The sequence below is a fragment of the Lysinibacillus sp. FSL M8-0216 genome (assembly GCF_038595555.1).
GTDB lineage: Bacteria > Bacillota > Bacilli > Bacillales_A > Planococcaceae > Lysinibacillus > Lysinibacillus fusiformis.
In genome coordinates this window covers 900331-913300 of the sequence record NZ_CP152007.1, presented here as the reverse complement: position 1 = coordinate 913300, position 12970 = coordinate 900331, and the positions used below count along the sequence as shown (strand labels likewise).

Here is a 12970-nt window from a genome sequence, read left to right as displayed (position 1 = left end):
AAATTCTGACCAACTGTTGACAAAGTTATGCATACTTTGAGTAAATATCTAATAGAGGTGATGAAATGTATATGATAGAAAGACAACAGCAAATATTACATTTTGTAAGACAGCATAAGGTTGTAAAATTAGTAACACTAACAAAAGAATTCAATGTCTCCATGGAAACAATTCGTCGCGATATTCAACAGCTAATGCAAGACAAGAAAATTGAGAAGTTTTATGGGGGAATTAAATATATTGAACCTGTAGAGGGACTAATTGATCAACGACTACATGAACAGCTAACAGAAAAAATCGCCATCGCTAAAGCAAGTGCTTCTCTTGTTCAAGATGGAGAATGTATTTTTATCGATAGTGGAACAACTACATATCAAATGACACCATTTTTATTGGACAAGGAAAAATTAACAGTCGTGACAAACTCATTGCCGGTAGCTTTCGATCTAATCGGTTCTAATATTGAAGTTATCCTGCTCGGTGGAAAAGTGCGTCACTCCGAAAAATCGGTGACATCGAATGAATTTCTCTTCCACTTTGAACACCTAAATATTAATAAGGCTTTTATTTGCGCTAGTGGGGTATCTCTTGAAAAGGGGATTTCTGATTTTAATCTAGAAGAAGCTATTACTAGAAAAAAAATTATATCCATCTCTCAAACGGTCTATGTCGCTACTGATTCCTCAAAATTTAACAAGGTTGTAGCCATACAAGTATGCCCCCTTGAAGAAGTAGATGTCATTATTACAGACAACGCACTGTCTAAAAAAACGATTCAACATTTTTCAGATAAAGGTATTGAAATAAAACTAGTGAATACTTCTGAAGAACACCAGTAATTTAGCAAAAAAAACAACTAGTTGCTATAATTGACAACTAGTTGTTTCTTTATTATATGATGGCAAGCTTGCGCATTATTTTAGCGAGACCATCTTCGTCTACATGATCGGCAATATGATGTGCAATAGCCTTCACTCGTTCATGACCATTTCCCATTGCAACACCTGTCCCAACCGCTTGCAGCATTTCTATATCATTAATGCCATCTCCAAAAGCAATTGCATCCTTTAGTGTGATCCCCATTTTATCCAATACTTTTTCAATTCCTACCGCCTTCGAGCCGCCCTTTGGCAAAATATCGCAAGAATACGGATGCCAACGGACAAATTGGACATTCGGAAACATTTCACAATATAAAGGTTCATCTTTTTCTTCCATAAATATAAGTGTTTGATATACGTCGTTCTGCATATAATAGGATGAATCCAATTCTGGATAAGGATATCTAAGTGTATCCAAGCTTTCTGCTACCATCATATGATCACTAACAGATGCAATCATCCGTTTGTCATCTAAAAATACTACTGGTTCATTACGTGCGTCACCAAAAGCAATAATTTTAGCTAATTCTTCTTTTTCAATACCATTCGTATAGACAACCTCACCCTTGTAAACAACATATTGCCCATTGAAAGTCACATACGTATTAATATCAAGTTCTTCTAGTAATGATTCAATCATAAAAGGTGCACGACCTGTAGCAATCGCCAATTCATAGCCATTATGGCGTGCTTCCAAAAGAGCATTTTTTGCAGATTCAGGTAATTTTTTTTCGCTGTTATAGAGAGTGCCGTCAACATCAAAAAACAAAATTTTATTCATTTTATAATCCCTTTCTATAAATATTACCCATCAAGGTGAATGACTTTACATAGACAATAATTTTTATTATAATGATCCTAAGGAGTGATGTGCCATGCTGAAGAAACTAAAACGAAAATTGTTGAAGCAACTTCGTGGCGTACTCGGAAAAAAATCAATTGCCTAACATTTGCCCTTCATTATTTGAAGGGCTTTTCTTTATTTTAGAGGAACTGCGTGATAATATAAAGGAAATGCATTTATTTGGCTATACGCAACCACTGTCTCACTACTTCCTATTCATTTTATAACATAGTGCACAACCGACGTATTGAGATACAAGGACTACAAACGTACATTTCTTCTTATAAGAAATTCGTTGTTTTCTTGTAGCACGTGTGTGGTAGTAGTCAAAGGTGCAATAAAATTGTACGCAATTAAAGGAGAGCAAACTATGATTTACAAAGTTTATTATCAAGAAAAAGCAAATGAGATTCCAGTTCGCGAAAACACTAAAAGTCTATACCTTGAAGCTGCTTCAGAACGAGAAGTACGTCAAAAGTTAAAAGACCGTAACTACAATATCGAGTTCGTTCAGCTGCTTGAAGGTAACTATTTAGAGTACGAGCAAGCAAGCCCGAACTTCATCTTGGAGGAAATTTAACAAACATGAAGTTTGTTAAAAATGACCAAGCAGCTGTTTTCGCGCTCGGCGGACTGGGCGAAATCGGCAAAAATACTTATGGCGTTCAATTTCAAGATGAAATTATTTTAATTGACGCTGGCATTAAATTTCCAGAAGATGACTTACTCGGCATTGACTATGTTATTCCTGACTATACGTATTTAGTACGTAACGTCGATAAAATCAAGGGACTATTTATTACACATGGACATGAGGATCATATTGGCGGTATTCCTTACCTTTTACGTCAAGTGAATGTCCCAGTCTATGGTGGTAAGCTTGCACTTGGCTTATTACGTAATAAATTAGAAGAACATGGCTTGCTACGTACAACTAAACTCATCGAAATTAAAGAAGATGATGTCATTAAATTTAGAAAAACATCTGTTAGCTTCTTTAGAACAACTCATAGTATTCCTGATGCTTATGGAATTGTTGTTAAAACACCACCTGGTAATATCGTTCACACAGGTGACTTTAAATTCGACTTTACACCTGTTGGCGAACCGGCCAACCTAACAAAGATGGCCGAAATTGGACGAGATGGCGTACTTTGCTTACTATCAGATAGTACAAACGCTGAAAAGCCTAATTTTACAATGTCAGAGCGTACAGTCGGCAAAAGTATCGATGAAATTTTCCGTAAAGTGGATAGCCGAATTATTTTTGCTACATTTGCGTCAAATATTCACCGTTTACAACAAGCAACAGACGCAGCTATAAAATATGGAAGAAAAATTGCTGTCTTCGGTCGCTCAATGGATAATGCGATTACAATTGGGCGTGAGCTTGGTTATATTAATGCTCCTAAAGATACATTTATTGATGCTCAAAGCATTAATCGACTTCCAGCAAATGAAGTAATGATTTTATGTACAGGCTCACAGGGTGAACCAATGGCTGCATTATCACGTATTGCCAATGGTACTCATCGTCAAATCCAAATACAACCTGGTGATACAGTTATTTTCTCTTCTTCACCGGTTCCAGGTAATACTGTGAGTGTCAATAAAATCATCAATTTATTGTTCCGTGCAGGTGCAGAAGTTATTCATGGTGCATTAAACAATATCCATACTTCTGGTCACGGCTCACAAGAAGAACAAAAATTGATGCTACGTTTAATGAAACCTAAATTCTTTATGCCTATCCATGGCGAATACCGTATGTTAAAAATGCATACACACTTAGCGGAAGATTGCGATGTACCACTTGAAAATACATTTGTTATGGAAAATGGCGATGTATTAGCATTAAGTGCCAATGAGGCACATGTGGCTGGTCGTATCCCTTCTGGTGATGTTTATATCGATGGTAATGGTATTGGAGATATCGGCAATATTGTGTTACGTGATCGTCGCATTCTTTCTGAAGAAGGCTTAGTTATCGTAGTCGTAAGTGTCGATATGGAAAATCAAAAAATTGTTTCAGGTCCTGATATCATTTCTCGTGGCTTTGTCTACATGCGCGAGTCAGGTACGATGATCAATGAAGCTCAAAAAATGCTTAATCGTCATCTGAATGAAACCATTCAAAGCAAAACTCCTCAATGGACAGAGCTTAAAAACGAAATTACAGACGTTTTAGGTCCTTACCTATTTGAAAAAACAAAACGTCGTCCAATGATTCTACCGATTATTATGGAGGTTTAGCCTCATGGAAAGAAGCTATGTACTATGTACATAGCTTCTTTCTTTTTGTTGGACAACAAAAGGTGAATTGTAAATTTACTTATTTTTTATCTTTTTTTGAAACCTCTTTTTTTATTTTTGCGTATATAGTAATAACAACATCAAAAAGGAGCGTTTTTATGCTAGATAAAATTCTTCATTCCCTACTCAATGGTAAATCCAAACGTCACTATTCTTCATCAAGCAGTCGTCGCAAATATTCTAAACGCCATAATTATTATGGGCATAAGCATTATAAACGTAGTTCTCGTAAAAGCTCACGTAGTTTTTTTAGCTCTTTAAGTTTTTTCAGTAGCTAATGTGGTGGAAACGACTTTCAGAAAAAAACTTTGATCATGCCGTAGAGCTTTTCATAGCCGAGCATCCAGATTTCATGTTTAAAAAATTTCTTGGCTTTGGCTCTTATGGTCGTGCGTACCTAATTGAAAATTGCTCATCAAAAGGTCCGTTCGTCTTAAAATGCCTGCGTCCTAAGCATCGTCATCACCAAAAAACGATACATAAATTCAGGCAGGAAATTCAAATTCTACAACAATTATCATTGCCGAATTTACCTAAAGTCCATTCGACTGGAACTATTCAAGATGTGCCTTATTTTATAATGGACTATATAGACGGCCAAACCTTTGAACAGCTTATTTTCCAAGAAGGTATTAAATTTACCGTCGCTCAGTCACTTGAAATAACAAAACAGCTTTTAGAACAAATTATCCTGCTACACAATCATGGTATTGTCCATCGGGATTTGCGTATACCTAATATCTTATTAGTTGATCAACAATTACACATTATTGATTTTGGTCTCGCAACGACATTACAAAAGGCAGTTGATCTTTCTTCCATACAAAACCCGAAGCGAGCTGAAAATCATATTAGTGATCTATATTTCGTTGGCCATTTTCTATTGTTCTTACTTTATTCAGATTTTAAACCAAGTAAAAAGAAAGAGGATGCTTGGCAACAAGAATTGAATTTACCGATTGAAGTAAAGGATTTTCTCGAACGATTATTATGGATTCAAGACCCTTTTAGTAGTGCTTTAGAGGCGTGGCGATCAATGCCCCATTTAATAACACCTTCCATGCATTCGAAAGAAAAATAAAAAATAGAATTGTTCACCCTCTAAAGTGAACAATTCTATCCTACCATTTAAATATTTAAGTATTTTGCACATACATAAGCAATCCAATGATACGCCGGATTAAGTCGTAAATTTTCTATTAGCCCCTTTACGATGGCTTTACTGTATGTTGGCTTTTCTATTTCGAGTTTTAACAGCTCCAATGATTCTTTTTCTATAGAATCCTCTATATTATCAATATTTTGTTCAATTAATTGCAGTAATATTTCCTTTGAAATGTCTTGTTCGCAAGGCTTCGCAATAAAAGTAACAAGTTCCTCTGTAATAAATGGTATCGTCGTATGACGTGCAATAATATCTGTTTTCTCTGCTAAAGATTTCGCAAGTTCTTCTAAATCAAGAGGCATATCTGAAAAGATAAACAGTTCCGCATAGCTTTTCATAAAACCTTTTATACAATACATGACATCGTATTTTGTTTTTTGTAATTTATCCTGATACAGTTGCTCCAGCATATAAATGATAGATTTAGACATCTCTGCTTCATATGCTGTTATTTTATAAAAAAGCTCTTTTTTTGTTAGAAAAACCTTTTCGTTAAAAAATACCCTAGCAGACGCAGAGTGTTCTTTGAAAGCCTTGAAGATACTTTTATAAAATTCAACCAACATCGTTTCTTTGTTATACGTCCTTCTGACTACGCGGTCAACATCTGTAATGAAGTGTTGTAAATGGTAGTCAACCATAGAGATAACAAGCTCATCTTTTGTTTTGAAGGATAAGTAAAACGCACCCTTAGAAATCCCACAACGTTCTGTTATTTGCTGTACAGATGTAGCCTCAAAACCTTGTTCAGAAAACAACTCTAATGCTTTCTCCATAATTAATTGCTTTTTTAACATATTTTTGACTCTCTCCTAATGCATTTCGTTGACAAATGACCGATTAGTCATTAGTATAAATAATTGAATTTAGTTAGTCAATAAAGGGTAGGTGTGAAGGTGAAAGGTTTAGTTAATTTCGTATTGAAAAACAAATTGGCAGTGTGGTTATTAACAATTATCATCACTGTCTCTGGTATTTATTCCGGTACAAGAATGAAAATGGAATCTATACCTGATATCTCAATCCCATACTTAATTGTCATGGGCGTATATCCTGGTGCAACGCCTGAACAAGTCATGAATGATCTTTCCATCCCATTCGAGAAATCTATAGAAAGTTTAGAAGATGTGAAGGCAGTTTACTCAACATCCTCTTCCAACGTAGCACAAGTGCAAGTTGAATACGACTATGGCATTGATATGGATGAAAAAAAGCGTCAGTTAGAAGCAGCTTTAGATAATTTAAAATTACCTGAAGGTGCCCAGGAGCCAACTATTATGGCCATCAGCATGAATATGATGCCAGTAGTAGCTCTATCCGTAAGTAGTTCTAAGGAAGATATTGTCGATCTTACGTCTACAGTAGAAGATGTTTTACTTCCTAAAATTGAAAAAATTGATGGTGTTGCCTCTGCAACCATTACAGGTCAGCATATTGAACAAGTATCATTTAAATATGATGAAGAAAAAATGGCCGCATTAGGTTTAACAGAGGAATCAGTCAAGCAAATGATTCAAGCAAGCGATATGTCATTGTCACTTGGATTATATCAATTTACTGTTGGCGAACAAGCAGTTTCCGTAGACGGTAAAGTACAATCCGTAGATGAACTAAAAGATTTATTAATTCCAGTCACACCTTCAGCAACAAATCCTTCACCATTTGTTCGTCTAGGTGATATTGCAAAGATTGAAGTAGAAGGTAAAGTACAATCTGTGTCCCGCACAAACGGTCAAGATGCTATTGCAATTCAAATCGTTAAGGGTCAAGATGCTAACACTGTAACTGTTGTTAATGCCGTTAAAGACCTTATGAAAGATGAAGAAAAACGTTTAGATGGCCTAAACGTCGATATCTCTCTTGACCAAGGTGCCCCAATTGAAGATTCTGTCTTTACTATGATTGAAAAGGCAGTATTTGGTGGTGCAATTGCTGTATTAATTATCTTGTTATTCTTACGAGATTTCAAATCAACAATTATTTCGATTGTTTCAATCCCAGTTTCAGTTTTCATGGCACTACTACTGCTAAACTGGATGGATATTACATTAAATATTATGACCCTTGGTGCGATTACCGTTGCCATCGGACGTGTTATCGATGACTCGATTGTAGTTGTTGAAAATATTTATCGACGTATCCATTTAAAACAAGAAAAATTAACAGGTCGAGCATTAATTCGTGAAGCAACAATTGAAATGTTTAAACCGATTCTTTCGTCAACATTAGTGACAGTGGCTGTATTTGCTCCACTTATTTTTGTAGGTGGTATGGTTGGTGAATTATTCATGCCATTTGCACTGACAATGACGTTTGCATTAGGTGCATCATTATTAGTAGCAATTACTATTGTACCTGCATTATCTCATTTCTTATTCCGTAAAAAATTATACGGTGAGAAAAAAGAAAGCCAGCATAAAGAAGTTGGTAAACTAGCAACATGGTACAAAGGTGTTTTAGAAAAAGCTTTAAATCATAAAATTATCACGTCTCTAATTGCCATTTTCTTACTTGTAGGTTCACTAGCGTTAACTCCTTTAATTGGATTTAGCTTTATGGGATCACAGGAAGAAAAAGTTATGTACCTAACTTATACCCCTTCAACTGGTGAGCTTGCAGATGAAACTGCGGCTAATGTTGAAAAAGTAGAAAAAGAATTAATGAAACGTAAAGACATTGATATTTTACAAGTTTCCATTACAGATGCGAACAATGTCGATCCATCAGCCATGATGATGGGCGGAGGCGCTGGTGGTGCTTTAATGTACCTAATCTTTGATCCAGATATGAAAGACTTCCCTAAAGCACGTGAAGAAGTGGAAGACTATGTATTTAATATCGGTCAATCAGGAGAATGGAAATCTCAGAATTTCTCTTCAATGTCTATGTCTTCAAACGAAGTAAGCTACACACTATACAGTGATGACTTAGATAAACTACGAGATGCTGTCAATCAAGTTGAAGGTGCTTTAAAAGATGTGGATGGCCTAGAAGATATTAAATCTGATAATGAAGATCCATATGTAGAAAATGTACTAAAAGTAGAACAGAAAAATGTCCTTCAATATGGTTTAACAACGGCTCAAATTGTGATGGCTTTAAATGCCAATACATCACAAGAAGTTTTAACAAAGGTGAAAAATGATGGAAAAGATATTGATGTCATTGTTCAGCGTGATGCTAAAGCAGCCGCGACTTCGCTTGATGATGTTTTAGCAACTGAAATTAAAACAGCATTAGGCACAACGATGACTATTGGTGAGCTAGTAGATGTTGAAGAAGGTACAACTCTTAACTCACTATCTCGTTCAAAAGGTGAATACTTCGCAACTGTATCCGGTACGATTATCGGCGATGATATTTCAAAAGCAACTTCTGCTGCCGATAAGAAAATTGATAAATTAGATTTACCAAAAGGTGTAACAACAGGTGTTGCTGGTGTTGCAGCAGATATGCAAGAAACATTCACGAAGCTGGGTGTTGCTATGCTAGCGGCAATAGCGATTGTATACTTCATTTTAGTTGTTACATTCGGTGAAGGTTTAGCTCCTTTCGCTATTCTCTTCTCACTTCCATTCGCCGTAATCGGTGCATTTGTTGGTTTATTCGTAACCGGTCAAACGATTTCTGTTTCTGTTATGATGGGTCTACTGATGTTAATCGGTATCGTCGTGACCAACGCCATCGTATTAGTTGACCGTATTATTCATATGGAACATGATGGTCTAGCCATGCGTGAAGCTATTCTAGAAGCCGGTGCTACTCGTTTACGCCCGATTCTTATGACAGCCATTGCAACAATCGGTGCGATGGTTCCTATGGCACTGGGTTCTGGTGGTAGTGGATTAATATCAAAAGACTTAGCCATTACTGTAATTGGCGGTTTATTATCTTCCACTCTATTAACATTAGTTGTTGTACCAATTGTGTATGAAATGCTTTCAAAAATGTTAAAGAAAAATCGTAAAGATACGGAAGAAAATTAATAAAAAACAGCTACTCATGCGGTTTAATCACTTGAGTAGCTGTTTTATTATTTATTGAACTTCTTTCACTACAAAAGCTTCCTTGCTTTCTATACCTGTAGCAGATACAGCCGTAATGCCGTATGTATAGCTTTGCTTAGCAAGAGCTGACTTGTCCACAAATTGAGTGATGCCATCCTTATTATAAACAACATCCATTATATTTTGAGGGTCATGGTAAGAACCTTCTTTATTCCCTTTAAAACGATAAATAACATACTTACGTGGCTGTGTTTCATTATCGTCAATAATTTCAACCTTACGACCTGCTGCTTCCTTTGTCACTTCTACATAAGTCGGCTTGTTCGGCACTGTGTCATCATTCCAAGTTGTTTCTGGAGTCAATGCCGTATAATTATATAATTGTTGACTAACAATTGTTGCATAGCCTAATTTATTATTTTGAAAGCTTCTTAACGAGAAATGCATTTGCCCATCGGCTGCTACCTTTTCTGAACGATTTTCTAGTATTTGACTTGGCAATTCCATTTTATTTTTCCATGCAGCATCACTGTCATTACCAACTTTATAATCAGCCAGTCCAATGTATAGATGAACAGGGTGCGTTTTTGCATATGTTTGTACTTCGTGGCTCCACCAATTCAGCAAGGTCCCATATTTCGCAACAGACAATGTTCTGGACCAATAAATTTGTGGGGTAATATAATCAATCGTGCCATTTTGAATCCACGTTCTGACGTCTGCATATAAATCATCGTAATTATTGACACCAGCTCGTGTGTCACTTCCTGTGTTATCCAATGATTTATTACGCCATACTCCAAATGGTGAAATACCAAATTGTACATATGGCTTTGTTTCTTTAATAGCTGTATAAAGATTTTCTACAAGCTTGTTCACATTATCTCTTCGCCAATCCTCCACTTTTTTAAAGGAAGCACCATATTTTTTATAAGCTGCTTGATCCGGGAAAACCTCATTAGCGATTTTGTATGGATAAAAGTAATCATCCATATGAACGGCATCAACATCATAATTGGCTACTAGCTCACTTACTATTTCAACTAAATAGTCTTGCACCTCAGGTAAGCCAGGATTTAAGTAATATTGTTTGCCATATTTAACAACCCAGTTTGGATGTGTTCTAGCTACGTTGTCGGCAGCAAGGTCAGTTAGCTTTTGTCCAGACATTGTTACACGATAAGGATTCATCCAAGCATGCAATTCCATCCCTCGTTTATGTGACTCCTCTACTATTATCTCAAGAGGATCGTAACCGGGATTTGTACCTTGCTTTTTCCCTGTTATGTAGGACGACCATGGGGCTAGCTCAGACGCATACATTGCATCATTTGTTGGCCTTACTTGATAAATAACAGTATTGAATTTATTGGCTTTTAATTGATCCAATGTTTGGCGTGCCCAAGCCGTGTACTGCTCCTTCGTCATACCTGCTTTCATATCAAGATTAAGAACCGTTGAAATCCAGACAGCCCGCATTTCTCTTTTCGGCTGTGTCGTGCTTGCCTTCACTGTATTAGCTGGGATTGCGGATAGGCAAAACACCAAAATCATAGCGACTAAAGCAATAAGTTTCCATTTACTATTTTTCTTTCTCATATTTCCTCCATTTGCTATTTTTCTATTTTAGTATATGATAAGTTCTCGCTATATGCACGTCCCCGAAGCAACTTCTTCACTTGGTGGTTCAAGTCATGTAATCTTAATTACTCCCATTAATTTATAAGAAGCATGAAACAAATTAATTCTTTTCCAAAATCTCGACTAGATACCCCCAAAATATGTATAATTATAATCCCCTCAAAAAATAGATGACCTATATATACATGATTATTCCAAGTTTATATAATCATTGTTACAATTTCCTTATTTTAAAATTCAAGCTAATTTTTGTTTGATTCTTTCTTTACCCAGTCATGAACTGTATGCTACAATCAACACAGCTTATATAGAACGGAGGGTATTCCAAATGACAGCTTCAATTAGACTACGATTTCACATTACTAATTAAATATGCGTACACTTTGCCTGCTGTGCAAGGAAAATGGAATTAGGTCTAGTCTGTTTTAGGAATACTGGAAAAGAGGGGCTTCTACTCCCCTCTTTTTTGTTGTCTTTTTACTTTCCACACAGGCACTACTGTTAGAAAGGGATGACGAATTTGGAACATTGGAAACGTAACACAATACTTTTTTTAAGTAGTCAAACGATTTCACTTTTTGGCTCTGCTCTTGTACAATATGCCATTACATGGTATATCACGCTTACAACGCAATCAGGTAGCATGATGACCATTTCGATTATTTGTGGCTTTTTACCAACCTTCTTCTTAGCACCTATTGCTGGTGTCTGGGCAGATCGCTATAACCGAAAATGGCTTATTATCTTGGCAGATGGCCTGATCGCCTTATCCACGCTCATTTTAGCTATTTTATTTTTAATCGGCTATGATGAGCTCTGGCTACTATTTGTTATATCAGCGGTACGTGCAGTTGGTGCAGGTATTCAAACACCAGCTGTTGGCGCTATTTTACCGCAATTTGTACCTGAAGAGCATTTAATGAAAGTTAATGGTGCAAATAGTAGTATTCAAGCTTTTATTATGATTCTTGCACCTATGGCAAGTGGAGCATTATTAACGATGGCTTCAATCGAGTCTATTTTCTTTATTGATGTTACGACGGCTGCTATTGCCATCGCTATCTTCTTAATATTTCTGCACATTCCTGCCCATGCAAAAGCTAATCAGCCACAAACAACAAGTTATTTTAGTGATATGAAACAAGGCTTCATCTACATTAAAGAGCATGCTTTCTTAAAACATTTATTCTTGTTCTTTGCCTTTTTCATGCTGCTTGCTGCACCTGCTGCCTTTTTAACACCTTTACAAGTTACCCGTAGCTTTGGTAATGATGTCTGGCGTTTGACTGCCATCGAGATGGCCTTTGCCATTGGGATGTTAATGGGTGGTATTGCAATCGCAACATGGGGTGGCTTTAAAAATAAAGTGCATACGATGACATTATCTGCCTTATTATTTGGTCTTTGTACATTGGCTCTAGGAGTCATACCGTTTTTTTGGCTGTATCTTATGATCATGACCGTTACTGGAATAGCTATGCCAATCTTTAACACACCCGCAACGGTGTTATTACAAGAAAAAGTGGATAGTGATTATATGGGAAGAGTATTTGGCATTCTCAGTATGATATCTACCTCTATGATGCCTTTAGGTATGCTAATCTTCGGTCCAATTGCAGATATTATTGCTATCGAGTGGCTACTTATCGGTACAGGAATCCTCTTATTTATCCAAGGATTTTTCCTTTTGGGCAGTAAAGTCTTATTAAAAGCTGGCAGACCTACTGCTGAGCATATGGATGTTGAAACACTAGAAAAAAAGTGAAGACTTCGTATAAGAGATCATTGCTGTTGATAAAAAAATAATTAAAACTTAGCTTTTATATTTTAGACGCTAAAAAGCCTGCTTTATGCAGGGCTCAGACTGTTGACAAAAGTCATCGAGAAGTTCAGTCTAGACGGCTTTTGTCATTTTTCCTTCTTTTTTATTTTTCAATATTTGGTAAATAACTGCCATTTTCAATATATTCTTCGAGCATAGTTGCTATTTCATGGCAGCAAATGTAAGCATCGCCTGCATGGACAATTTTTCAGGACCTCTTAAGGTTGTCCATCGCATACCATGCTTTTCCTGAATACGGAGTTTTTATGTAGAAGTTGATTGGAACGGAGGGCGGCG

At 36.4% G+C, this 12970-nt stretch carries 9 protein-coding genes; 6 read left to right on the top strand and 3 right to left on the bottom strand.

Going from position 1 to position 12970, the window contains the following annotated elements:
* Positions 1-71 precede the first annotated feature (71 nt).
* Positions 72-839, top strand: coding sequence for a DeoR/GlpR family DNA-binding transcription regulator (locus tag MKX57_RS04170; RefSeq protein WP_090002024.1), 768 nt, complete (start codon positions 72-74; stop codon positions 837-839).
* A gap of 52 nt (positions 840-891) precedes the next feature.
* Here MKX57_RS04170 and MKX57_RS04165 read toward each other — a convergent pair whose 3' ends face one another.
* The gene (locus MKX57_RS04165; RefSeq protein ID WP_008174033.1) at positions 892-1662 is read right to left on the bottom strand and encodes a Cof-type HAD-IIB family hydrolase; all 771 of its coding nucleotides are present in this window, start codon (positions 1660-1662) and stop codon (positions 892-894) included.
* Positions 1663-2095: 433 nt separating this feature from the next.
* On the opposite strand from MKX57_RS04165, the gene MKX57_RS04160 reads away from it, so the two are divergent.
* The 3 genes from MKX57_RS04160 (at position 2096) to MKX57_RS04150 (ending at position 5119) form a co-directional block, all read left to right on the top strand.
* A complete protein-coding gene (locus tag MKX57_RS04160) occupies positions 2096-2305 on the top strand; it encodes a DNA-directed RNA polymerase subunit epsilon (protein ID WP_008174035.1) in 210 nt (69 codons plus the stop codon).
* A 5-nt stretch (positions 2306-2310) separates the two neighbouring features.
* Positions 2311-3978 (top strand): ribonuclease J1, encoded by a 1668-nt coding sequence (gene rnjA / locus MKX57_RS04155; RefSeq protein ID WP_036123644.1) that lies wholly within the window; start codon positions 2311-2313, stop codon positions 3976-3978.
* Between the two features lie 337 nt (positions 3979-4315).
* Positions 4316-5119 carry a protein kinase gene (locus MKX57_RS04150; protein WP_089985238.1) on the top strand — a complete coding sequence of 268 codons (804 nt, stop codon included), beginning with the start codon at positions 4316-4318 and terminating at the stop codon, positions 5117-5119.
* 47 nt (positions 5120-5166) lie between these two features.
* Here MKX57_RS04150 and MKX57_RS04145 read toward each other — a convergent pair whose 3' ends face one another.
* A complete protein-coding gene (locus tag MKX57_RS04145) occupies positions 5167-6000 on the bottom strand; it encodes a TetR/AcrR family transcriptional regulator (RefSeq protein ID WP_239354233.1) in 834 nt (277 codons plus the stop codon).
* Positions 6001-6099: 99 nt separating this feature from the next.
* Here MKX57_RS04145 and MKX57_RS04140 point away from each other — a divergent pair, with 99 nt between their 5' ends.
* Positions 6100-9189 carry an efflux RND transporter permease subunit gene (locus tag MKX57_RS04140; protein ID WP_043989684.1) on the top strand — a complete coding sequence of 1030 codons (3090 nt, stop codon included), beginning with the start codon at positions 6100-6102 and terminating at the stop codon, positions 9187-9189.
* Positions 9190-9240: 51 nt separating this feature from the next.
* Here MKX57_RS04140 and MKX57_RS04135 read toward each other — a convergent pair whose 3' ends face one another.
* Positions 9241-10809, bottom strand: coding sequence for a family 10 glycosylhydrolase (locus tag MKX57_RS04135; protein WP_008174048.1), 1569 nt, complete (start codon positions 10807-10809; stop codon positions 9241-9243).
* Between the two features lie 553 nt (positions 10810-11362).
* On the opposite strand from MKX57_RS04135, the gene MKX57_RS04130 reads away from it, so the two are divergent.
* The gene (locus MKX57_RS04130) at positions 11363-12616 is read left to right on the top strand and encodes an MFS transporter (protein ID WP_239354232.1); all 1254 of its coding nucleotides are present in this window, start codon (positions 11363-11365) and stop codon (positions 12614-12616) included.
* The last annotated feature ends 354 nt before the right edge of the window (positions 12617-12970 follow it).

Bases quoted from the DNA above. Each gene is read 5' to 3' on its own strand.
- MKX57_RS04165 (WP_008174033.1), bottom strand. From the start codon at position 1,662: ATGAATAAAATTTTGTTTTTTGATGTTGACGGCACTCTCTATAACAGC.
- MKX57_RS04145 (WP_239354233.1), bottom strand. From the start codon at position 6,000: ATGTTAAAAAAGCAATTAATTATGGAGAAAGCATTAGAGTTGTTTTCT.
- MKX57_RS04135 (WP_008174048.1), bottom strand. From the start codon at position 10,809: ATGAGAAAGAAAAATAGTAAATGGAAACTTATTGCTTTAGTCGCTATG.
- rnjA (WP_036123644.1), top strand. From the start codon at position 2,311: ATGAAGTTTGTTAAAAATGACCAAGCAGCTGTTTTCGCGCTCGGCGGA.
- MKX57_RS04150 (WP_089985238.1), top strand. From the start codon at position 4,316: ATGTGGTGGAAACGACTTTCAGAAAAAAACTTTGATCATGCCGTAGAG.
- MKX57_RS04160 (WP_008174035.1), top strand. From the start codon at position 2,096: ATGATTTACAAAGTTTATTATCAAGAAAAAGCAAATGAGATTCCAGTT.
- MKX57_RS04130 (WP_239354232.1), top strand. From the start codon at position 11,363: ATGACGAATTTGGAACATTGGAAACGTAACACAATACTTTTTTTAAGT.
- MKX57_RS04170 (WP_090002024.1), top strand. From the start codon at position 72: ATGATAGAAAGACAACAGCAAATATTACATTTTGTAAGACAGCATAAG.